Annotated in this window: 23 protein-coding genes and 1 pseudogene; 9 read left to right on the top strand and 15 right to left on the bottom strand. The window is 67.1% G+C overall.

All coding sequences use genetic code 11. The features are described 5' to 3' along the window. Positions 1–47: 47 nt before the first annotated feature. Positions 48–3,815, bottom strand: coding sequence for a BTAD domain-containing putative transcriptional regulator (locus ACFXN1_RS27315; RefSeq protein WP_379443304.1), 3,768 nt, complete (start codon positions 3,813–3,815; stop codon positions 48–50). 148 nt (positions 3,816–3,963) lie between these two features. On the opposite strand from ACFXN1_RS27315, the gene ACFXN1_RS27310 reads away from it, so the two are divergent. Beyond that, positions 3,964–4,440 carry a hypothetical protein gene (locus ACFXN1_RS27310; protein WP_379393906.1) on the top strand — a complete coding sequence of 159 codons (477 nt, stop codon included), beginning with the start codon at positions 3,964–3,966 and terminating at the stop codon, positions 4,438–4,440. A 5-nt stretch (positions 4,441–4,445) separates the two neighbouring features. Here the strand turns inward: ACFXN1_RS27310 and ACFXN1_RS27305 are convergent, their stop codons facing one another. The 5 genes from ACFXN1_RS27305 to ACFXN1_RS27285 all read right to left on the bottom strand — a co-directional run bounded on the left by ACFXN1_RS27305 (position 4,446) and on the right by ACFXN1_RS27285 (position 7,237). Continuing rightward, the gene (locus ACFXN1_RS27305) at positions 4,446–4,970 is read right to left on the bottom strand and encodes a hypothetical protein (RefSeq protein ID WP_379393904.1); all 525 of its coding nucleotides are present in this window, start codon (positions 4,968–4,970) and stop codon (positions 4,446–4,448) included. A gap of 196 nt (positions 4,971–5,166) precedes the next feature. Continuing rightward, positions 5,167–5,853, bottom strand: coding sequence for a GNAT family N-acetyltransferase (locus ACFXN1_RS27300; protein ID WP_379393902.1), 687 nt, complete (start codon positions 5,851–5,853; stop codon positions 5,167–5,169). A 36-nt stretch (positions 5,854–5,889) separates the two neighbouring features. Further along, entirely contained in the window at positions 5,890–6,024 is a 135-nt protein-coding gene (locus tag ACFXN1_RS27295; protein ID WP_379393900.1) for a hypothetical protein, read from the bottom strand. Between the two features lie 133 nt (positions 6,025–6,157). Further along, positions 6,158–6,655 carry a nucleoside deaminase gene (locus ACFXN1_RS27290; RefSeq protein ID WP_379443306.1) on the bottom strand — a complete coding sequence of 166 codons (498 nt, stop codon included), beginning with the start codon at positions 6,653–6,655 and terminating at the stop codon, positions 6,158–6,160. Positions 6,656–6,904: 249 nt separating this feature from the next. Continuing rightward, on the bottom strand, positions 6,905–7,237 hold the full coding sequence (locus ACFXN1_RS27285) for a TetR-like C-terminal domain-containing protein (protein WP_379443307.1): 333 nt from the start codon (positions 7,235–7,237) through the stop codon (positions 6,905–6,907). A gap of 78 nt (positions 7,238–7,315) precedes the next feature. On the opposite strand from ACFXN1_RS27285, the gene ACFXN1_RS27280 reads away from it, so the two are divergent. The 4 genes from ACFXN1_RS27280 (at position 7,316) to ACFXN1_RS27265 (ending at position 10,294) form a co-directional block, all read left to right on the top strand. Further along, positions 7,316–7,498, top strand: coding sequence for a hypothetical protein (locus tag ACFXN1_RS27280; RefSeq protein ID WP_379443308.1), 183 nt, complete (start codon positions 7,316–7,318; stop codon positions 7,496–7,498). Between the two features lie 334 nt (positions 7,499–7,832). After that, complete coding sequence (locus tag ACFXN1_RS27275; RefSeq protein ID WP_379393892.1) at positions 7,833–8,588, top strand: SDR family NAD(P)-dependent oxidoreductase; 756 nt, start codon at positions 7,833–7,835, stop codon at positions 8,586–8,588. A 16-nt stretch (positions 8,589–8,604) separates the two neighbouring features. Then, the gene (locus tag ACFXN1_RS27270; RefSeq protein ID WP_379443310.1) at positions 8,605–9,471 is read left to right on the top strand and encodes an ABC transporter substrate-binding protein; all 867 of its coding nucleotides are present in this window, start codon (positions 8,605–8,607) and stop codon (positions 9,469–9,471) included. Between the two features lie 94 nt (positions 9,472–9,565). Then, positions 9,566–10,294 carry an SDR family oxidoreductase gene (locus ACFXN1_RS27265; RefSeq protein WP_379443311.1) on the top strand — a complete coding sequence of 243 codons (729 nt, stop codon included), beginning with the start codon at positions 9,566–9,568 and terminating at the stop codon, positions 10,292–10,294. Positions 10,295–10,516: 222 nt separating this feature from the next. Here the strand turns inward: ACFXN1_RS27265 and ACFXN1_RS27260 are convergent, their stop codons facing one another. From ACFXN1_RS27260 to ACFXN1_RS27235, 6 genes and pseudogenes are all read right to left on the bottom strand, one after another. Then, positions 10,517–10,882 carry an iron chaperone gene (locus ACFXN1_RS27260; RefSeq protein ID WP_379443313.1) on the bottom strand — a complete coding sequence of 122 codons (366 nt, stop codon included), beginning with the start codon at positions 10,880–10,882 and terminating at the stop codon, positions 10,517–10,519. 9 nt (positions 10,883–10,891) lie between these two features. Next, complete coding sequence (locus ACFXN1_RS27255) at positions 10,892–11,035, bottom strand: hypothetical protein (RefSeq protein WP_379443314.1); 144 nt, start codon at positions 11,033–11,035, stop codon at positions 10,892–10,894. Positions 11,036–11,124: 89 nt separating this feature from the next. Beyond that, entirely contained in the window at positions 11,125–12,486 is a 1,362-nt protein-coding gene (locus ACFXN1_RS27250; RefSeq protein ID WP_379443315.1) for a flavin monoamine oxidase family protein, read from the bottom strand. 347 nt (positions 12,487–12,833) lie between these two features. Next, the gene (gene phoU / locus ACFXN1_RS27245; RefSeq protein ID WP_379443317.1) at positions 12,834–13,595 is read right to left on the bottom strand and encodes a phosphate signaling complex protein PhoU; all 762 of its coding nucleotides are present in this window, start codon (positions 13,593–13,595) and stop codon (positions 12,834–12,836) included. Between the two features lie 333 nt (positions 13,596–13,928). Beyond that, the gene (locus ACFXN1_RS27240) at positions 13,929–14,360 is read right to left on the bottom strand and encodes a CBS domain-containing protein (protein WP_379443319.1); all 432 of its coding nucleotides are present in this window, start codon (positions 14,358–14,360) and stop codon (positions 13,929–13,931) included. Positions 14,361–14,578: 218 nt separating this feature from the next. Then, positions 14,579–14,890 (bottom strand): annotated as a pseudogene (locus ACFXN1_RS27235) (TetR-like C-terminal domain-containing protein); the annotation flags it as partial. Positions 14,891–14,937: 47 nt separating this feature from the next. Between ACFXN1_RS27235 and ACFXN1_RS27230 the strand changes: the two are divergent. The 3 genes from ACFXN1_RS27230 (at position 14,938) to ACFXN1_RS27220 (ending at position 16,087) form a co-directional block, all read left to right on the top strand. Next, complete coding sequence (locus tag ACFXN1_RS27230; RefSeq protein ID WP_379443321.1) at positions 14,938–15,504, top strand: hypothetical protein; 567 nt, start codon at positions 14,938–14,940, stop codon at positions 15,502–15,504. A gap of 107 nt (positions 15,505–15,611) precedes the next feature. Continuing rightward, positions 15,612–15,761: a hypothetical protein gene (locus tag ACFXN1_RS27225; protein ID WP_379443322.1), complete on the top strand. Its 150-nt coding sequence runs from the start codon at positions 15,612–15,614 to the stop codon at positions 15,759–15,761. Next, positions 15,758–16,087, top strand: coding sequence for a hypothetical protein (locus ACFXN1_RS27220; protein ID WP_379443324.1), 330 nt, complete (start codon positions 15,758–15,760; stop codon positions 16,085–16,087). The genes ACFXN1_RS27225 and ACFXN1_RS27220 overlap by 4 nt, the downstream gene beginning before the upstream one ends. Positions 16,088–16,420: 333 nt before the next feature. On the opposite strand, the gene ACFXN1_RS27215 is transcribed toward ACFXN1_RS27220, so the two are convergent. The 3 genes from ACFXN1_RS27215 to ACFXN1_RS27205 form a co-directional block, all read right to left on the bottom strand. Continuing rightward, positions 16,421–16,600, bottom strand: a complete 180-nt coding sequence (locus tag ACFXN1_RS27215; protein WP_379393870.1) for a hypothetical protein — start codon at positions 16,598–16,600, stop codon at positions 16,421–16,423. A gap of 208 nt (positions 16,601–16,808) precedes the next feature. After that, positions 16,809–17,120 (bottom strand): hypothetical protein, encoded by a 312-nt coding sequence (locus ACFXN1_RS27210; protein ID WP_379443325.1) that lies wholly within the window; start codon positions 17,118–17,120, stop codon positions 16,809–16,811. 253 nt (positions 17,121–17,373) lie between these two features. Continuing rightward, entirely contained in the window at positions 17,374–18,456 is a 1,083-nt protein-coding gene (locus ACFXN1_RS27205) for an Lrp/AsnC family transcriptional regulator (protein ID WP_379443327.1), read from the bottom strand. Between the two features lie 27 nt (positions 18,457–18,483). Between ACFXN1_RS27205 and ACFXN1_RS27200 the strand changes: the two genes are divergently transcribed. Beyond that, entirely contained in the window at positions 18,484–20,013 is a 1,530-nt protein-coding gene (locus ACFXN1_RS27200; protein ID WP_379443329.1) for an MFS transporter, read from the top strand. The last annotated feature ends 367 nt before the right edge of the window (positions 20,014–20,380 follow it).

Genomic DNA, 20,380 nt, shown 5'->3' with positions numbered 1-20,380 from the left:
CCGTCGGCCTTACCAGTAAGGACGTTCCACCTGGCCGCGGAGTTCCCTCAGGGCCGGTGGACCAGCCGGCTGCGGCCCATCGGACCGAGGCGGCTGGCCTGCATGAGCCCGACTCCCCGGGGTGCGAGTTCGGCCAGCTCGGATTGCAGTCTGCCCTGCAGTTCCTCGGCGGCGGCGCGGTGACCGGCGGCGCGCTCGTGGTCGCCGAGGTAGGTGGCCAGCTCGGCGAGGATGCAATCCATGGGCCCGAGCACCGAGGCGCCGGTCTCCAGACCGCAGACGGTGCCCGAGTACGGCAGCAGCTGCTGGTAGACGCCGAGCGCCATGGCCGGATCCTCGAGGGCGATGGCGAGGCGGGCCTTCACTCCGGTGAAGGTGGACCAGAACTGCGGGGCCAGTGGAGGTGCGGCGGCCAGCATGCGACGGGCCTCCTCCGGACGGCCCGAATGCACCAGGGCCAGTGCGTAACCGTGGATGAACAGCTCCGGTTTGAGGGCGGTGCGCTCGCGCAGATCGTTCAGGTAGACGGACATGTCGTTGCGCAGCCAGCCGATGGAGACGGCGATGCCGACGTGCAGCGCATTGCCATCGCGGGTCGGTTCGGCCGCACCCTCGCCGGAGTGCGCCACCAGATCGTCCAGTTCGCCGAAGCCCTCGCCGAGCAGGCGCAGCACCTCATCGGTATTGCCGCGCAACAGTTCCAGCACCATGCCGAAGGGCGCGATGGCGTCCAGCAGGTGCCGCAGCTGTCCGTCGGTGGCGTATTCGCCGGCCCGTCCGGCGTGTTCGGCGGCGGCCACCAGGTCGGCGTCGGCCAGGGTGGCGCGGAACAGCAGATAGTGTGCGAGCGCGCGGAATTCGGTGAGTTCGGCCGCGGTGGACACCTCGAGCAGCCGGGTCGCATACCGTTCGAGGTCGTGAGCGCGCAGGAAGCCGCCCGCCGCGAAGGCCGCGAACGCCTGCGCGTTGAGCACCGTGCACAGCAGGTCCGGGTCGTGGAGCGGTTCGGCCAGGGCCATGGCCGAACCGGCCAGGATGCGGGCCGCCGAGGGTTCCTCGACGGCGCGATCGAAAACGGCGGTGACATGCAACAGAATTCGCGTGCGCACCGGCAGCCCGGTATCGGCGCAGGCCAGGCGCAGCGGTTCGCGGATGCGCGGGTCCGGGGTGTGCCAGTCGTGCACCGACCAGATGAGCGGCGTCGGCCAGCAGGTGACGGCGTGCGCGAGCAACTCCGTCCCGCCCGGCGATGACGCTGTGCCGCCTAGTGATTCGGCCAGATCGAGCGCCTGCTCGCGGGCCGCCCGCGCGGCGATGTGCTGCCCGTCGTAGGCCAGCGCCACCACCAGCTCGCAGCGCGCCTCGAGCACCGCGAGCCGATCCGCGCGCGCGGCTCCCGCGCCGGCGTGCCCGGCCAGATCGTGCAGCGCGAGTACCGATCGCCACCGTCGCACGGCGTCGGCGCGCATCCGCCGCTCCACACACCGCCGCGCCGCCGCGCGCACGTATGGCAGAGCCACCGTGGCGGTTTCGGCATCCGCCCCCAGCGCCGCGTGATGTGCCAGCGCGTCGATGTCCCGCCCGCGTGGTACGTATACCGCATCGTGCGCGGAACTTGTTCCGGTGTAAGCGAACTCGGGGATTCGGCCGCGGCCGGACGGTGTCGCCGTGCCGGGGTCTGCGATGCCCGCGGCGTCCGGTTCCGTCTGTCCGGTCGACGAGTCCGTGGCCACCTCGTCGGCCCCGCGGAGGGCTGCGAGCGTCCGGTCGGTGCGACGCGCGGCCCTGGGCCGTGGCGACCCGAGGAGCGCCGCGACCAGGTGATCGGCTCCCCACAGCGCGCTGAGCACTCGATTCCCCATGCCCGGAAGGTCTTCCGTCCCGGCCGGGGTGTCGGATCGTCCCTCGTCCTGGCCGGACGCGACCGCCGCGTGGGTCGAGCCCGGCGCTGCCGCGCCCGGTTCCGGGTCGCTGCGCAGGTATTCGAAGGCAGCCCAGTGCATTCGGGTGCGGCGCAGGGTGGGGAGGTCGTAGTAGACGGTTTCGCGGACCAGGGCGTGGTCGAAGGTGACGCGGCCGGCCCGGTCGGTGCGCAGCAGGCGCGCGGATTCGGCGGTGGCGATCAGGTCGATGACGGTGTCGACGGGGCGGTCGGCGGAGGCGGCGAGGGTGGTGATGTCGCTGTCCTCGCCCCAGACCGAGAGGTGGCGCAGCAGGTCCACGACGTCGGCGGGAAGCTGGCCGATGCGCCGGCCCAGCAGGTCGCGCACGCTGTCGGGCAGGCCGTCGGTGGTGCCCTGGGTGGCAACGAGTTTGGCGAGTTCGCGCACGAACAGCGGGTTGCCGCCGGTGCGCCGGCGTAGCAGTTCCACGGTGCGGTCGTCGGGGGCGGCGAGCCCGGCGGCGGCCGCGGCGCGGCGGGTGCCCGCCATGTCGAGGCCGTCGAGTTCGAGGCGGTCGGCGGTGAACAGGGCCAGGGCAGCAGCGGTGTCGCGGACGCCCGGGCCCGCCTCGGTACCACGCAGGGTGGCGACGATGAGGATCGGGCGGTCCCGCAGCCAGTTCACCACCTGCCGCAGCACCTGCAGGGTGGCTGTGTCGGCGCCGTGCACGTCCTCGAGCACGATGGCGATCGGTCTCCCGGCCGAGCGTTCGCGGCAGGAGCGGACCACGCGCCGGGCCAGGGTGAAAGCGTCGGCGGCGGTGAAGGTTTCGGGGTCGGCCGCGTCGAGGCCGGTGAGTACCTCGGCCCAGGCCCAGGCGGGCGGCGCGGACTCGACCTCGGGGCAGCGGCCGAACACGGTGGTCCAGCCGCGGTCGCCCAGGTGTGTGGTGAGGGCGGTGGCGAGGGTGGTCTTCCCGGCACCGGCCTCACCGGAGAGCCAGACCAGCTGAACGTGCCCGGCCGACGCGGCGTCGGCGGCGGCCAGCACAGCGGCACGCTGCGCGGCATATCCGGTGTCCGGCAAGGGTTCCGGATCGGGCAGCGGTTCGGGTTCGGCGGGCCGCACGGGTGCGGGCGGGGTGACCGTCTCGGTGTCCACCGAGTGGGTGAGGATGGCGGTCTCCAGATCCCGAAGTCCCGGACCGGGATCCACCCCGAATTCCAGGGTGAGGAATTCGCGGCTGCGGCGCACCGTGGCGAGTGCGTCCAGCGACTGTCCCAGTCGGTACTGGGCGACGGCCAGCAGCCGCGCGCATTCCTCGCGTCCGGGATGCTCCTCCAGGATGGGCCGCAGCGCCAGCACCACCTCGGCCGGCCGGTTCAGCTCCAGCGCCGCCTGGGCTCGCAGTTCGGCGGCGGTCAGCCGCAGGGCCTGCAGGCGGGCAGCTTCCTGTGCCGCCCAGGGCATCCCGGGGAAGGATTCGAAGGCGCCGCCGTGCCAGCACGCCAGGGCGACGTCCAGCACCCGCACCTGCTCCAGCGGGTCGGGCCGCCCGGCGGGGTCGCGCATGGCGGCCTCGTGCCCGTGCAGCAGTTGCTCGAAGTGCCAGGAATCCACTTGGGACGGCTCGAGATTGAGCGCGTAGCCGTGTGATTCGGACACGATGACGCGCGAGTGCGCCCGGCGCGGCCGGTCCGGCTCGAAGACCCGGCGCAGGTTGTGGATGTACACCTGCAGCGCGGCAACGGCTTTGGCGGGCGGGTCACCGTGCCAGAGGTCGTCGATGAGCCGTTCGGTGGGCACCACCCGGCCACCTGCGGCGACCAGTCGTCCCAGCACCGCGCACTGCATCGGCGCGCCCGGAGGCACGCGCTGACCGTCGATGCTGATGTGCAGTGGGCCCAGCACCCCGATGCGTATGAGCGCCATGTCGCTGTGCGACCCCCGTACCCACTTCGAATAAAACCAAACAGGATCCTCTCAATATGACAGAAATTCTGCGACAGTACCCAGTCTTGTGACGGGGCTTAACTCGATACGAAGACGCTCCGAAGAGTCGTCCCGCACACTGCCTAGGGTGTTCGACCCCTCCCCGCCGCCGGACTCCGATCTCGCGGTCCTGCACAGCCTTCCGCATCCGGCCTGCCTGCACGACGGCGGCTACGACGTGCTGGCCGCGAACGAACCCTTCCGGAAACTGTTTCCGGGCACCGGTCCGGGCGCGAACCTGATGACGGCGATCCTGCTGGAACCCATGGCCCGCTACCGGCTGGGCGACTGGGAGGCCGAGGCGCAGGTCATGGTGTCGGCCTTCCGGTCCGCCGCCCCCGACCTGCGGGCGGACCGGGTCGAGGAGATCGTCAATCTGGCGCGCCGCTCCCCCGACTGGGATCGCTTGTGGCACAGCCACGTCGTCCCCCCGGAGCCGCGCGAGCGCACGGTGCTGATGACCGATCCGCTGACCCGCCGGGAACGCCGGATGTACGTGCAGACCTTCGAGTTCCAGTCGCCGCAGCGGCCGTGGTGGCTGTTGACGGTGGTGCCGTTCGACTAGCCCGGTCAGGCCTCGGCGGCGGGGACCTCGAACCAGCCGTCCTCGGGTTCGGCATAGCCGTGGTACATGAGCGGTATGCGCCGGTCCACACCGAAGTGCCGATAGACCGCGAGCATGGTGCTGCGCACGGCCAGGTCGTGGAAGTCGTCGATGCGCCGCGGGCCGAGCCAGTGCTCGGGGAGCAGTGCGAGCCGGGTCATCTCGTCCGGATCGTCCATGTCCAGCCCGATGGGGCCGGGGTCGACGATGAAGTGATCGTGCAGCACCGCGTGCACATCGTGCGGGTCGTGCTGCCCGGCCGCGAAGGCGAGGAAGCGGGTGCGGATGGCGGGCGAGCCGTGCTCCTGCAGCCACTCGATGAGATGCGGGTTGGGGCGCGGAATCGACCTCGCGGACAACGGGGTCTGCTCCAGCAGGTGCAGAATGCTGGCGCCGGGCACGCGGGGTTCGGGGACGAGGAAGAGGCTGAGCACGGGGGATCCGGACAGACTGTCGCAGAGGCAGACCTTTGTGCGCATGGGGTCGGTCATGCGCCACTCCTTACGCGGGAGGGGTTGCTGGCTTCGTCATCCGAATCGTGCCGGTTCGCCGAGTTACCAGACTCGGACAGATCTCTCCTCGACGCCCGACCGGTGCAACACCCGGAATTATAGTCTCCGGGCACCGATCGGACCGACCGGTCTGACGGTCGATCCGATCGGTCACCTGGGTGCCGTACGGTGCGGTTTACGCGCCCACCAGACGGCTGCGGTTGCCCTGCCGAGCCGACAGTGCAGCCAGCTGGCCCTCGATAGTGGCCCGGACAGTCGGCCACTCCTCGTCCAGGATGGAGTAGAAGGCGGTGCTGCGCACCTCGCCGTCCAGCCCGCGCGAGTGCGCCCGGCGCACCCCGTCGCTGGTGGCGCCGAGGCGCTCGATCGCCATGCGGGACCGCAGATTTCGGACATCGGCCCGCATGGCGATCCGCCGCACCCGCCACACGTCGAAGGCGTGCTGCAGCAACAGCAGCTTGGACTCCAGATTGATGCCGGCGCCGCGCGCCTGCGGAGACAGCCAGGAGTTCCCGATCTCGGCGGCGTCGGGCACCGCGAGCAGGGGATCTCCGGTCGGCATGCCGTGCACCAGCGGCCACACCACCGGGCCCTGCCAGTAGTCGAAACGGGTGAACCGGGTCGAGCCCAGCACCCGTCCACTGGCGACGGCGATGATGGCGAAGGCCAGCGAGGTGCCCGAGGCATGCCCGGAGAGCGCCTGGGCGACGTATTCCAGCGCCTCGTCCACACCGTGTGGGACGGGCGTGAACGCATAGTCATCGCGATTCCCCGCAGCAGCCTCCGCGAGCCCCGTGGCATGCTGCGGCGCAAGGGGTTCCAGCCGTACCAGACGGCCGGTCAGAGTTACGGGTACGGGCACGTTCCCTCGATCTTTCAAGTCGGTCGGGGGCTCGCGTCAGGCAATGGCCGCCCCGGCCACACACTCCGGATCGACGAACCAGCCCTGGCGCGCCAGTAGCAGCATCGGATAGTGGGATGAACGATAGCGGAACACCAGCGCACCGCGCCGCAGGCGGCATGTAAATTTCATGCGCTCTACCGCGCGTCGCGCGGGTTATTTCACAGGTGTCTTACAGCCTTTTCCGGCACGGCCATCCGCTACCTGCCGGCGACCCCCTTTCGGGCTGCCGGAAATGCGAATACCTATGCGGTGGAAGGTATTACTACGCCGGTCCTCCCCGCCAGAAACCGTCGTGGACCGCCCTTGCCTCCGCGAGCTCGGTCGGACCGATGACCGGCAGTGCGCGCTGACCGGCGGCGAATACCGCACGGCAGGGCAGCGCCATGGTCGGGTTCTCGGGATCCGCACCGGTCAGGGCCAAGAGCTGGTCCTCGCCGAGTGCATAAACCACCCGCCCGATATTTCCCCAGTAGATCGCCCCCGCGCACATTGCGCAGGGTTCGGTACTGGTGTAAAGCGTGCAGCCGCGCAGAAACTCGGCGTCATAGGCGGCGCTCGCCAGCCGCACCAGATTCGTTTCCGCATGTCCCGTCGCATCACGCGCGGTGATCACCGTGTTCTCCGCCTCCAGCAACACCCTTCCCCCGGGCTCGGCCAGCACCGCCCCAAATGGATGATTGCCGTGCTCACGCGACCGCCGCGCAATGCCGACAGCCGTCAGCAGATTTTCCATATCCCGCTCGCTGAGCGATTCGACCACCCGAACACCTTGCCACACAACCCCTTCGGTGGCACCGGAGGGGTTCGAAAACCGCAGGGAGGCGGGCTGCGGCCACAAACGCAAGTACACCTTGCTTTCAGTAAGCAGCCCGCCCATGCTCAACGCCGGTTCATCTAGCTTCAGGGAGGCGCTGGCGGGCGCGGAAGAACAGCGGAGCACGGCGGATCCCCTCGAGATCGGATGATCGCGGCGGGCCCGGTCGCGGCCGGATCGTCGCCGATGCGGTGATCACGGCCGCGGACCGGAGATCGCGCCGTCGAGCAGCAGGTCGACGAGGCGGACGCACAGCTGCGGATCGATCGGTTCCCGGGTGACCAGCGTGCGGAATTGCAGTGGCGCGATCAAGGTTTCGAGCAGCAGCCGCAGGTCGGTCCCAGCGGGCAGCTCGCCGCGGTCGACGCCGCGCTCGACGATCGGCCGGGTCAGTTCCAGCCGCGTGGTCCAGGACGCCTCCCGCACGCGCGCCCACCGCGGTTCGCCACCGCCGAACGACAGCGCCTGATTGAGCGCCCGGCCGTGCGGCGTCCCGAGGTAGGCCGGGGGTTGTCGCAAGGAGATCATCGGCGGAAGATCGATTAGACAGCTGTTCCGGGTCGGGGTCTGAACCGCCATCGCTCATCCAAGGAACGGAACTCAGAAATGAAGACCAAAATTGCCTCGATAATCGCCGCGACCGGCATCGCCATGTCGCTGGCCGGGCTGGCCGCTCCCACCGCATCAGCCGCGCCGCCCACACCCGCGCCGGTCACCGACACCGTCGGTTCGGTCACGTTCTGCTTCGGCATCCCGCTGGGCGTCTTCATCTTCAACATCTGCATCTGACGCACAGAGCGAGGTCACGGCCCAACCGCGTACCACGCGGTGGGCCGCTCGCTCGGACGCGGCTATATCTCGCCCGTCTCCGAAATCACTGTCGCACAACCCCTTCAACTGCGACTGATGCACAGCGGGCACAGTCGGATCCGAGCCGGGCGGCATTCCGAAGCTGGAGCGACCGTTCACGACCGTGGAACGCAGCCCGGTGACCTACCCGCGGCAGGCTGGAGCGTCTGCTCGCCTCGCGGCTATCACACGAACTCGACAGCACCGCCGCCGATTTGCCGCGGGTCACGGTCGACATCGTGCTCAACGGAGCGGATCACAAGGAGGTCGCACCATGATCACAGGTACGGGGCGAGTGGCATTGGTGACAGGGGCCAGCAGCGGAATCGGCGCGGCCACCGCGCGTCTGCTGGCGGCGCGAGGAATGCGCGTGGTGGTCAATTACCTGCACAGCGAGGCAGCGGCCGGGGAGGTCGTGACCGAGATCGGGGAGGCAGGCGGCCGCGCGCTGGCTGTACAGGCCGATGTCCGTGAGTCCGCCGCGGTCGAGAACTTGATCGAACAGGTGCAGAAACAGTGGGGTGGCGTCGACGTGCTCGTGCACAACGCGCTCACCCCGTATGCGATCAAGTCGTTCCAGGACATGACGTGGAAAGAACTGGGCGGCAAGCTCGATGACGAAATGCGCGCGGCGTTCACCGTTACCAAGGCCGTCCTGCCGGCCATGACCGCCCAGGGCTGGGGGCGCATCATCTACATCGGCACCGGCCTCAGCCGCCGGCCCCGAGCGGGCATGATCGCGCTGGGCACCGCCAAAGCCGCGCTCGCGCAGTTCGCCCGTTACCTCGCCCAGGAACTCGGGCCGTGGGCCATCACGGTCAATGTGGTGGAGCCCGGCCCGGTGGAGGACACCCGCATCGCGGGTGTGCTCGACGACGAGATCAAACGGCGACAGGTGGCGGCGACACCGCTGGGCCGCCTGGCCCTGACCGCGGACGTCGCCCAGGCGGTCGCGTTCTACGCCAGCGAAGACAACTCCTTCATGACCGGCACCACCGCCGCGGTGAACGGCGGCATGGCCATGTACTGACGAGGGATGAACGCTCATGGACACGATCGATCTCGCCTACGTCGGCCGGGGATTTCACGAGGAACTGGTTGCGTATATCGCCGACCAACAGGACTTTTACGCCGACGAAGGCGTCCACGTCGCCCTGCGCGACGGCTGCACCTGGGATGAGGAACGACTGCGGCGGTGCGCCACCATCGGGCTCGGCCGGGCCCTGCTGTCCCGGTTGACCAACGGAATTCCCTGGGTTGCGCTGACTGTCAACACCCACCGGCCACTGTTCTGGTTCCTGGCCCGCTCCGGCATGACCTCGCCCGCGGGCCTGTCCGGCAAGCGGGTCGCGGTACACGCGCCCCACACCGCGCCCGGATGCTTTGCGCGGATCGCGTTACGCCGGGTCGGTCTGGACCCGGACCACGACATCCACTCGATCGTCCGCGCGCCCGGCGACTACGGGATGGACCTGCGCATGCTGCACGACGGCACGATCGATGCCGCCGTCGTCGGCAGCACCATGGCACCCGAAGCGGTTGCCGCAGTGGAGGGCTGGCAGGTAGTGGCCTGGGTCGGCGACCTCTTCCAGATCCCCACCGTCGGTGTAGCCGTCGATCCGACCTACCTCAGTCCCGACGCTCCCACGGTCCAGGCCGTCGTACGAGCCCACCGGCGTGCGCTGCAGGTGATCCACGACGACACCGATACCACGGTGCGCCATCTGCGAACCTTCCTCGGCCGGCACACCGCGGACGAAGTCCGAGCCCACTACAAGACTTTCATCGCACCGTATTTCACCACCGACGGCCGCGCCGACCTCACCGTCGGCGATACCGCGATCACTGCGGTAGCCACCGAACTCGGGGTGCCCGTCACCGTCACCGCGGCCGACTTCTACCGCACCACCTAGCAGCCGGAAGCGGCGACGCTGAGACGTATTCGCCGGAACCACAACAGGTTTCACGAAACCAGGCAGGTCGATACACCACCCGGAAGGACATCTCATGAAACTCGCAGTCATCGGCGGCACCGGATTGATCGGATCGCAGGTCGTCGAGGATCTGAACGCCGCCGGACACCGGGCGATACCGCACTCGCATTCCACCGGTGTCGATGTCATCAGCGGCAACGGATTGGACGAAGCCCTGGCCGGTGCCGACGTCGTCGTCAACCTGACCAATTCCCCGACCTTCGACGAGGCCTCTCCGGCGTTCTTCCAGACCTCCATGGACAACCTCCTGACCGCTGCCCGCAGCCAGGGCGTGGGCCATTTCGTCATCCTGTCGATCATCGGCGCGGACCAGGTGCAGGACCTGGACTACTACCGGGCAAAAGTGCTGCAGGAGAACATCCTGGCGGCCGGGTCGATCCCCTACTCCATCGTCCGGGCCACACAGTTCATGGAGTTCATCGACGCCGTGCTGTCGTGGACCACCGACGGTGACACCGTCCGACTGCCCCCGACGCCGATCCAGCCGATCGCCGCGAAGGACGTCGCCGCCGCGGTAGCAGAAGTCGCGACCGGCGCCCCGCTGAACGGCGCCCGCCACATCGCCGGACCCGATATCTTCCCCCTCGACGAACTGGGCCGAATCACCCTGGCCCGCAAAGGCGACAGCCGAACCGTAGTCACCGACCCCACCGCCGGCATGTTCGCCCAAGTCAAAGGCGACGTCCTCACCGATAGAAACGCCCACCTCGCCCCCACCCACTACTCCGACTGGCTCTCCTGACCGGCTTACGCGACGAACAGCGACACCCAGCGGACGGGCTCATACCCGACGCCGGCTCAGACGTTGAAGCGGAACTCGACCCGCTCGACCTCCACCCGCAGGCGCGCGTCGCAAGCCACTCGCACGGACCCTACGCACGCCGATCGGGCAGCAAGATGCCCTGGTACACAACATCTTCAGCCGACTTACCAACGGCTGTAGGGCGGCCCGGACAAGGCCACGTCAACAGATCGTGCCGGGCCGGGCCGCGGTTGCCAGGAGCAGATCTCGCAGCAGGTCGAAGTCGATGCTCTCAGGGTTGCGGAACCGCAGGCAGCCCTTGCCCATGTCCTGCCCGGCCAGCTGTTCCCCGAACGCCTCACGGATGTCACTGCGCATGAGATAGAAAGAGATGTACTGCTTCTGGCTGGCAAACGCGATCTCCGCGACACCGTCCCGCTCGTATGCCGGCATCCCGTACGCCATGACCTCGTCGAAGCCCACCAGCTCTTTTCGGCACAGCCGCCGCAACTCGGCCAGCACGGCCCTGCGTTCCTCGGGAACCTCGGTCAGATAGCCATCGACGTCGCGTGCCTTGCTCTGCACCATTCCATGAGGCTATCCAGGAATGGAGTAGCGCGCCCGCGGTGAGCTGCTGACCTGGGTGGCATGTGGCGTGGAGGCTGCGGTGGGCCGCGAACCGCTGGAATCCTGGCCCGAGGCCCACAGGATCAGCGAGTACCACGCAACCAGGCCAGTCATCGAGGCGTGCAATCCGCGCTCCGACCACGCGCCACGGCTCTCGAGTCACGTAATACCCTTGCCGCACAAGAGCTTCAGCTCGGCCGACCTCAGACCGCGGCGAGTTCGTGCTGCAGCACTTCGCTCGCGGCGCGTTCACCCGAGCGAATGGCTCCGTCGACCCAACCGCACATGACGGCCGAGCTCTCGGTTCCGGCCCAGTGGATACGGCCGCACGGTTCGCGCAGCGTACGGCCGAACTGGGTGAGCACACCGGTCGGCGTGTGACTGAGCATCCCGCCACCGGAATAGCGCTCGGCAGTCCAGTCCTGCTCGATGTAGTCGACCGGGACACCGGCTTTTTCGCCGAATCGCGTGACCAATTCTTGGAGTATCACCGTCCTGCGTTCGGCGGGATCGAGTCGACCGATCTGCCGTGCGATGGGCCCCTCGGAAATGACGCACAGGACCCCGGGCCGCCCGGCGTCGGTGCAGCCGTCGATGGTGACGGTGGCCGGCGATCCCGGCGCGGCCGACTGACCCGACAATCCGTCGCGCCGCCAGAACGGCTCGTCGTACAGGACGGAAATCTTGATGATCGAGCCGCTGGGCACCCGCTGATGCAGAAGCGAGCGATCGACCGGCAACATCGGCTCGTACCGGATCTGACCGGCGATCGCCAGGGGGACGGCCACGATCGCCCGACGTGCGCGCACCGTCGATCCATCCGCATGCACCCTCACACCGGCGGCGTCCTGCTCGATACTGTGCACCGGCTGCGACAGGTGAATCGAGTCGCCGAGCTGGGCCGCCATCGGCTCGTAGATCGCACCCATGCCCCCGACCGGCCGGGCGTCCTGGGCGCCGCCCTTGACGCCGAATACGAAGTTCGGCCCACCTCCCGATGCCATCTGATACAGCGCGAAAAGCATCGACACTTCCGAGGCAGCCGAGGTGTAACTGCCCGCGATGGCGGTCTCGAGCAGATCGTGGGCGGGCTTGGACCAGACGGTGCGATCCAGCCACTGCGCCAGGCTCATCCGATCCCACTTGTCGGCCTTCTTCGCCTCCCACGGTGCCTCGAGCGGGATCGACTTGCACATGTGCCCCAGCTCGACAAAGCTCGCGCCGAGATTCATCGATGCCCAGGGGCTCATCGTCCACGGGATCGTGCCGCTGTAGCGGTACTGCTTGCCGTCGACGACCATCATGGCCTCACCATCGGTGTACTGCCGGTAACTCCGTACCCCGAACTCGTTCATCAAGGCATGGATGCGGTCCTGTCCCGGCCCTATCCAGGCACCACCGCGGTCGATCCAGCAACCGTCCGCGCGCACCTCGGTGAATGTGCGCCCGCCGAGCCGGTCGCGGGCTTCCAGCACCGCCACCGATCGCTCCGCCTGCTTCAGCCGCAACGCAGCCGTCAATCCCGCGAATCCGCCACCGATTACGCAATAGTCGAAGTCTGTCATCGAGCCGCCTTCGTCTCGAAGTTCTCCTGGCCACCATCGGGCCACGGCACTGCTCGCACCCACGACTCCACGGATGCGAACCACCTTCGATCAGACCCACACCCGAACCGGCAATTCTATAGCAAATTTCACAGGCGGATCGGACCAACGAAGGTCATGACAGTTGCGCATGAGTTCGCCGGGACATCAACACTCGCCGATCGCAGTTGAAACAGAGTTGAGTGGGCCGGGTTCGAATCGGCCAGAGTGGGCGCGGCCGGCAGCGAGACCGACTGCGGCCCAAGTCATCCTCTTCTGCCGTTTGTGCGATGTTGGACAAGCATTCCGTGTCAGAGGCCTCGGGCGGGTCAAGTGTCGAGTGATTGCCGATCGGCGAGCCAGGTCTGTGGGTTTTCGCCGGTGGCGAGAAAGATCGTGCGGCGTCCGACTTGCACGGCGTGATCGGCGAACCGCTCGTAGTAATGGGCGAGCAGAGCCAGATCGACAGCGGCAGTGACTCCGTCGTGCCAGTCCGGACCGCGCACCGTAGTGAACAGTTCGCGGTGCAGTTCGTCCATCACGTCGTCTTGCTGATCGAGTCGTGCGGCGTCTTCAGGATCGCGGGACTCCAGAACCGCTGCGGCGCTGGTGACTATGGCAACCGCAGCCGCACCCATGCTCGCAACAATGGGGCGGACCGAGTCCGGGACGGCATGGCCGGGGTGCCGGCGCCGGGCGGTCCTGGCGATGTGGCTCGCCAGGGTGCCCATGCGGGCGAGGTCGCCGACGAGCTGGAGGGCAGTCACGACCTGGCGCAGTTCACTGGCGACCGGGGCTTGCCGGGCCAGAAGATCGACGGCGGCCTGTTCGCAGTGATCACGCATGGTCTCGATCTCCGCGCACTCGTCGATAGCGTGCTCGGCCTGTTCGATGTCGGCGTCGAGCAACGCGTTCGTCGCCGACGCGACCGCGTCGCGATCACGCAGACTCATCGCCACGAGCAGCGTGGCGAGACGAGCGAGACTCGCGTAATACTCGGTCCGCATGGCTCCATCTTCGTCGAACCACGACAATTTCGTTGACCAGCAGAAATAAGCTAACGGCGGGGCTCGGTGAATGTCTCCACCCATGCCGCCGACTCCGACTCCTCGGCGGCGTGTCTGGTCGCCGTCGAACCGCGATAGCTTTCACACCGCGGTGACCCGCCGGGTCCGGCCTGCAACGCCAACAGCCGCGCGCCCCGGGAAACGTATGCCCGCCAACCCGAACCGAGCACCCCACCGGAGATACCGCATACCGCGCGGACCCAACCGGCCGGCGCGGACCCTCGGAAGATCAATGGTCGGGGCGGGTGACCGACAGCCGGCAGTGCGGCCACCTAGCAACGCACGAAGATGCCTGTGGTCTCAACGGGTCTGCGTGTGTGCCGACCCGTTGAGACCACACTGACTTGTCGGCGTACTTCAGCGCTGTCCCGGGGCCGCCGAGTAGATGTGTCCGGCAAATTCGGCGAGTTGATTGTCAGGCAGATGCCTGGCCAGATCTGCCTCGCTGATCATGCCGACCATCCTCTTGTTCTCGATCACGGGCAGTCGCCGGATTCGATGGCTCACCATCTCGTGCAGTACATCCTGTACGTCGGCATCGGCATCGATCCAACGTGGTGTGCCCTCGCACAGCTCGGCGCAAGACATCTTCGCTGGATCGCGGCCGTCGGCAGTGCATTTCACGACGATGTCGCGGTCTGTGATGATGCCGATCATGCGCTCGTTCTTGTCGCCGATCGGCAAGGCTCCAACGCCTAGTTGGCGCATTACCTGCGCCGCGCGCTGGACGGTATCTGTGCTGGTCATCCAATGCGCACCCGGGTGCATGATGTCGCGAGCGGTAGTCATGGTCACCTCCAGATAAGGGAGCTACGGACCTCTCCAACGGTAACGACGTCGTGGTCAGCGGCGCAGCAGAATCGATCGCTGGATGTCCTGTCCTGCCGCTGACCGCGGCTGACAGCACCGGCCATCGCGCAGTGCCAAGTGAAACGACCGACGTAGGCGGCGGCGAGTCGGCTCGAATATTGGGCTGCCGGGGACCGAGGGCTCCGGGGTGTGGCGGATTACGCGTCGCGAATGCCGACGTTGAGGAGGTGCAGGGCTGCGTCGACTGTGGCGGCGACGAGGGTGTCGTCGAGGGGGCCGGTGGCGGGGAGCATTGCGTGCAGCAGCAGGGGGCCGGTCAAGATGTCGGAGACGACGGTGGGATGAGTGAACGGTGGGATCTCGCCGCGGTCGACGGCGCGCTGGAACATTGCCCGGGTCGATCGGCGGCGTGGCGCCATGAAGGCTTCGTGGAACAACGCACTCCATTGCGGGTCGCCGCTGAGGTCGCCGAGCAGGCCGGCGATGCCTGCTGCGACGACCGGGGTGCGGAAGAACTCGACCTCGGCTGTTCATCTGGGGAACCTCCTTCGCCGGCATGCACATCCTCGATATCGCCACCACCGATCCGGCACTGGCCGGAGCCATCGCACAATGCCCCCTCGTCGACGGTTTGGCCGGGATGGGAAATGTGGCTCCACCGCGCGCGCTGCGCCTGACCGTCACCGCAGTGGCAGACGCGCTCTCGGGCGTCGTCGGCAACCCGCCGAAATACCTGCCGCTCAGCGTCGGACCCGACAGCCTCGGCGTGATCGCGACAAACGACTCACTGTCCGGACTACATCGACTCACCCCAACCGACGGCGAGCCCTGGCCCAACCGCATCACCGCACGATCACTGCTCGACATCGCCGTCCACCGCCCCGTCCGGACGGCCCACCGAATCCAATGTCCCCTACTGATGGTCGTCGCCGAATCCGACACCATGGCCCCCACCGGACCCGCCGCCCAGGCCGCCGCGCGAGCGCCCCGCGGCGAGCTCTACCGCAGCCGCGGCGGGCATTACGACGTCTATGACGGCGGGATCGACCACTCCGACGTGCTCCGAGTAGAGCTGGAATTCCTCACCAGGCACGCCCGATCGGCACGCCAAACCTCCTCGTAGCGCGAACAGGATGAATTTCGCCTGGTTCGCCTCGACCCCGTCGGCGATTCGGCGACCGTTCGAAAGATCCCGCGATGAAAACATCGAGCCGTACTGTTGTTTCCACAGTGTTTGCGCTTACCGCCGTCCTCGCTGCAGGTTGTCAGTCGTGGCACGACTCGCTATCCCAGCAGCACTTCACCGCGGACTTCCTCAATATCGCGGGCATGTTCGAGGGCAACCCGATCACGGTGCTCGGGTCGAGCTGGACACCATGATCAAGACCATCGACAGCTTCGCGGCCGCGCTCGAGCCCGAGCTGGGACAGGAAGGCATCGGCCCGCTCTCGGGTCGCGTGCTGTACCCGATGATGAACGGCAACGGCGAGAAGATGCGCGATGTGCTCAACGCGCTCTCGGGCGCGTTGAAGACCGGCGTCGACAACAAGGACGCCATCTCCACCATCATCATCAAGCTCAACGAGCTGACCACCATGCTGGCCGACAACGACGACTCGGTGCGCGGATTCAGCAACAAGATCACCCAGATGACCGGTCTGCTGGCCGCGTCGACAGCGGAAGATCAACCGGCCATGCCCATCTGACGTCGACCGAACGTCCGCAAGATGACGGTCATCGTCCCTCCCTTGTCCGGCAATGTGGTGTCCGTGCGGGAGGGCACCGCTAGTTCGAGCATGGGGCAGGCCCCTCTTCAGCCACTCCCTGCACGGCACCCGATGGGAGGCAAGCCAGTTGAGAGCCACACCAAACCAGGCGGTGGGCAGCCGAATATTGGGAGCATCCCACCGGGCACCTGGATCAAATCCTGGCCGGGATCCGATCCTGGCACCAGTTTCTAACTAGCCGAGTTCCGTGTATTCAGGGCGGCCCGCCGCGGTTCGGGTTGTTGACGGAACTTCGGGAGCGGATGGCGAGGGTCAGGCCAGTTCCGCTCGGGCATCGGCATAGTCGGGGAAGCGTACGCGGAGCGCGATGTCGAAGGCTGTTGCCCGATCGAACGAATCGAAGTCGTCGAACCTTCCGCCGCGGAGGTACCAGGCGATCAGATCCGCCGCGTCTGCGGAGTGGTTGTTGAGTGCGCAGAGAATCACGATCATCCGCAAGTGTTCACCACTAACACCACTCCACACTGACGGTCGGTCAGAACGCACTCATCTGCCGCTACCTGCACGGTCCGAATCGGCCAGCCCGGACCTGCGGAAGATCAACTGCCCGTGTCCATCCGAGGCAGCCCGAACACACGCGCATGCTGCGCTGACCTATCCCGCAGAGCGCACTGCTCAGCTCGTCCGTCTGTGTCCCCGTTCAAGCAGATGGAATGAATAGATCGCGGCCGTCGAGCACCTCGATCCCGGTCACCGATCTCCCTGCAGGGTCGAAATTCAGCAAAACGATAGGTTCGCCATCACGCTCCAGCACAATGACTCCCGGGCTGGGCGAGCCGACCGGTGCGGTCAACAGGACCGGACAGGTGGGTGTGCAGGTGCACCGACCGTAGAACCGCAGATCCTGGATGGTCCGGGCGAGCCGTGTGTCCTCGGCTACCAACAACTCGGCAACTTCGATTGCCAGGCCGGGAAAAACCTCAGCCAGGCGCGGGAACGAATCCGCCGTCATGCCCGAACGGTACGCCACAGGCGTGCAAGAGATCTCGGCCTGCTCCCTGCGATCAGTACGGCACGGCACGCATCCACTCATGCCGCATACCGCACTGACCGAACCGGGCAGCGCGGGGCATCGAAAGATCAAGTGGCCGTGACTATCCGAGGTCGGCCGAACGGACCATAATGCCGATTTTCGGGCTTGTTCCAGAGCTGCTCGTCTTGTTCGGTCCGCGCCAGTGCCCAGACTCCGAGGTTCTGCCCGATGCTCAGCGTCTGCGACGTCGCGTGGGTGTGGGTTGCGCGAGTCGATCACCGTTCATGAGCGCACCCGCTTGCTTCAGCTGCCGCAGCACCGGCGATATTTCGGCGGTATGGATGCCGGTCAGATCGGCCAGTTTGGTGGTCATGTGCCGGTACAGGTCGTTGGTGTTGCCGAAGGACAGCGTCGCGATCAGGTTGAACGGTCCGGTGATCGCGGCCGCGTAGGTCGTGTTCTCGTGTTCGACGATGGCCTGCGCGACTGGTTCCAGTTGTGCTGGAGTGACAGTGAGCCACAGCAGTGCCGCGAGCCGGGTGCCCAATGCGGCGGGAGCAATGTCGAGGTCGAAGTAGAGAAGCCCGGAGGCTTGCAATGCTTCGATGCGACGCATGACTCTTCCTGGACTCAGGCCCGTCGAGCGGGCCAGCATCGCATAGCTTGTCCGTCCGTCGCGGGCAAGAAGGTCCAGCAGTGGACGATCAGCGTCCTCGATTCGGGTATCGCCCGGGGCGACGGGCGTGGCGGCCGGATCAGCGAGCCGACGACCACGCGAATCGACCGGACTCGCGCCGACGAAGCGATGCAGAATCATCGACGCCGAGACGTCCAGGACCGGTGCACTCCGCTGCAGTCGTTGCGCCAGAAGGTCTTCGCGCGCGTGCTGGGCACGTGGATGCAGCGAAAACACCACCTCGGCGCCGCCGCCGGCGAGGCTGACCCACGCCGTGTCGTCGCGGCGCGCGAGCGCCTCGGCCACTTGTAGTGCTCCCTCGGGGCGACAACGCACCCGGACGATCCACTCCGTCTCGCCGATCGCGCGGGCATCGACCGCCCCGATCACCCGAACCAAGCCGTCGCGACGCAGTCGCCGATACCGGCGCGCAATCGTCTGTTCCGCGACACCCAGTTCGTCCGCCACGACATTGAATGGAAGGCGTGGATCGAACTGCAGCGCACGCACAATTCGCTTATCGATCGGATCTAGCACGGAGTTTTCGCGCATGACAGAGTCGCTCACTGCACAAAATCTACGCTGAGGACGACCGGAGGCGACTTCCTCCGATGCCGAGAAAGATACTCGACGCCGCATATCCAATCCCCTGAAAGGACAACGGAATTGCGGAAGTGGCTACCGCTGCTGACGGTCTGTCTCGGCACCTTCATGCTGCTCATCGACGTGACGATCGTGAACGTCGCGCTACCGGACATGCAGCGCGACCTCGACGCTTCCTTCAGCGCGCTGCAATGGGTGGTCGACGGCTACGCGCTGGCCATGGCGGCGTTGATGCTCGGCGCCGGATCGATCGGTGATCTGGTCGGGCATCGACGCACCTACCTGGCGGGTATGGCGCTGTTCACGGTATCGTCGCTGATCTGCGGGATCGCACCGAATCCGGCGATACTCATCGCGGCCCGCATCGCACAGGGTATCGGAGCGACCGCGATGGGCTCGATGAGCTTCGCGCTGTTGAACAGCTCCTATACCGGCCGCGACCGGGGTGCCGCGTACGGAGTATGGGGAGCGATCGCGGGCGCATCCTCCGCCGTCGGGCCGATCATCGGTGGCGTGCTCACGAATTGGGCATCGTGGCGGTGGATATTCTTCGTCAACCTCCCGGTCGGCATCGTGGCAATAGTGTTGTGCGCCTGGGTAATCGCCGAGTCAGGTGCGTCGCACGGCGCCCGGGTCGATGCGCCAGGTGTCCTCACGTTCGCCGGCGCCGCCGGTGCCGCGACGTACGCGCTGATCCGGGCCAACGAGCACGGCTGGTCGGATGCCGGGATCCGGTGGACACTGCTGACCGCGGCGCTCGCGCTCGCGCTGTTCCTCACCATCGAACGGCATTCGACACATCCGATGCTCGACCTCGCTCTGCTGCGGGACCGTTCGTTCATCGGCGTACTGATCGCCGGGGTCGTCTTGTTCTTTGCAGCGTTCGGGGCGCTCATGTACACCCAGATCTGGCTGCAATCGATGCTCGGGATGAGTCCCATCGGTGCCGCCCTCGTGGGACTCCCCTTGTCCGCACTGGCATTTGCAGTGTCCGGCGGACTCGGCCGACACCTGCACGGCCCGAATACTGGGCGCATCATCGGTACCGGGCTGCTGATCACCGGTGCAGGCGGGATAGTGGGCGCGCTGCTGGTCCACGGCGGCGCTGGTTGGCCTGCGCTGGTTCCGGGGTTCCTGCTGCTCGGCGCTGGGGTTGGGCTGGCCACGGCAACCCTGAATTCTGCTGCGGTATCGGCGGTTCCGCTGCAGCGGGCCGGAATGGCGGCCGGTGCGGTCAACACCGCACAGCAGCTCGGCATGGCCGTTGCCATAGCCACGCTGGGCAACACATTCACTCTACGAGCTCAGCACGTGCTCGCGGCCCAATCGATGCCCGACCCCGCCGCCACAGCGCGTGCCGTGGCAGGCGGCCAAACCCCACTGATACTGGCGCGCACTCCGGCCGCGGTGCAGCCCATCGTCCGCGAAACCCTGCATACAGCTGCCGCCGCCGGCATCCAGAGCACACTCGCCGTCAGCGGAATCGTCGGACTGCTGGGAGGCCTACTCGTTCTGCTACTCACCCGCCCCCTCCAAAAAGCAGGTCTCACACCCGAAACTGCCTCACCCGGAGTCGAATCCACCAGCCACTGAGCACGGAGAGCCGGACAGGTGCACGACACCTGCCCGGCTCGCCCAGACTGGAGCCGATCCACCGGCCCAGACAAGATCATGACGTCCGCGGCGCCAACGCACGATATTGGCTCCCCTCTCGTGTCGAGGCGCGGTTTGGAGGGCAGGGCTGGTCTGGTTGATGGTGAGTCCGGGTTGTGGCTTTTCCGAAGAGCCGGTGTGCGGGGTCGAGCCGGTCGCGCTGGAGTCAAGAGTCGCCCCCGATTGCCCTCCCGGGCTTGCCTTTTCGCGCTGCTGCTGGTCGGCGAGTATGCGGGCGTAGACGACATTCGACAGCCGTCGTTTCAGCGCCCGCATCGCTTCCATCGAGGTCTTGCCCGCGGCTCTG

This window comes from Nocardia sp. NPDC059154 (genome assembly GCF_042755705.1).
Lineage (GTDB): Bacteria > Actinomycetota > Actinomycetes > Mycobacteriales > Mycobacteriaceae > Nocardia.
The sequence above is the reverse complement of the archived record's forward strand: the minus strand, read 5'-3'. Positions and strand labels throughout refer to the sequence as shown.

Excerpts from the sequence above, each read along its gene's own strand:
- ACFXN1_RS27315 (WP_379443304.1), bottom strand. The coding sequence starts at position 3,815 with ATGGCGCTCATACGCATCGGGGTGCTGGGCCCACTGCACATCAGCATC.
- ACFXN1_RS27305 (WP_379393904.1), bottom strand. The coding sequence starts at position 4,970 with ATGACCGACCCCATGCGCACAAAGGTCTGCCTCTGCGACAGTCTGTCC.
- ACFXN1_RS27295 (WP_379393900.1), bottom strand. The coding sequence starts at position 6,024 with ATGAAATTTACATGCCGCCTGCGGCGCGGTGCGCTGGTGTTCCGCTAT.
- ACFXN1_RS27285 (WP_379443307.1), bottom strand. The coding sequence starts at position 7,237 with ATGATCTCCTTGCGACAACCCCCGGCCTACCTCGGGACGCCGCACGGC.
- ACFXN1_RS27280 (WP_379443308.1), top strand. The coding sequence starts at position 7,316 with ATGAAGACCAAAATTGCCTCGATAATCGCCGCGACCGGCATCGCCATG.
- ACFXN1_RS27275 (WP_379393892.1), top strand. The coding sequence starts at position 7,833 with ATGATCACAGGTACGGGGCGAGTGGCATTGGTGACAGGGGCCAGCAGC.
- ACFXN1_RS27270 (WP_379443310.1), top strand. The coding sequence starts at position 8,605 with ATGGACACGATCGATCTCGCCTACGTCGGCCGGGGATTTCACGAGGAA.
- ACFXN1_RS27265 (WP_379443311.1), top strand. The coding sequence starts at position 9,566 with ATGAAACTCGCAGTCATCGGCGGCACCGGATTGATCGGATCGCAGGTC.
- ACFXN1_RS27260 (WP_379443313.1), bottom strand. The coding sequence starts at position 10,882 with ATGGTGCAGAGCAAGGCACGCGACGTCGATGGCTATCTGACCGAGGTT.
- ACFXN1_RS27255 (WP_379443314.1), bottom strand. The coding sequence starts at position 11,035 with ATGACTGGCCTGGTTGCGTGGTACTCGCTGATCCTGTGGGCCTCGGGC.
- ACFXN1_RS27250 (WP_379443315.1), bottom strand. The coding sequence starts at position 12,486 with ATGACAGACTTCGACTATTGCGTAATCGGTGGCGGATTCGCGGGATTG.
- phoU (WP_379443317.1), bottom strand. The coding sequence starts at position 13,595 with ATGGGTGGAGACATTCACCGAGCCCCGCCGTTAGCTTATTTCTGCTGG.
- ACFXN1_RS27240 (WP_379443319.1), bottom strand. The coding sequence starts at position 14,360 with ATGACTACCGCTCGCGACATCATGCACCCGGGTGCGCATTGGATGACC.
- ACFXN1_RS27230 (WP_379443321.1), top strand. The coding sequence starts at position 14,938 with ATGCACATCCTCGATATCGCCACCACCGATCCGGCACTGGCCGGAGCC.
- ACFXN1_RS27220 (WP_379443324.1), top strand. The coding sequence starts at position 15,758 with ATGATCAAGACCATCGACAGCTTCGCGGCCGCGCTCGAGCCCGAGCTG.
- ACFXN1_RS27215 (WP_379393870.1), bottom strand. The coding sequence starts at position 16,600 with ATGATCGTGATTCTCTGCGCACTCAACAACCACTCCGCAGACGCGGCG.
- ACFXN1_RS27210 (WP_379443325.1), bottom strand. The coding sequence starts at position 17,120 with ATGACGGCGGATTCGTTCCCGCGCCTGGCTGAGGTTTTTCCCGGCCTG.
- ACFXN1_RS27205 (WP_379443327.1), bottom strand. The coding sequence starts at position 18,456 with ATGCGGCGTCGAGTATCTTTCTCGGCATCGGAGGAAGTCGCCTCCGGT.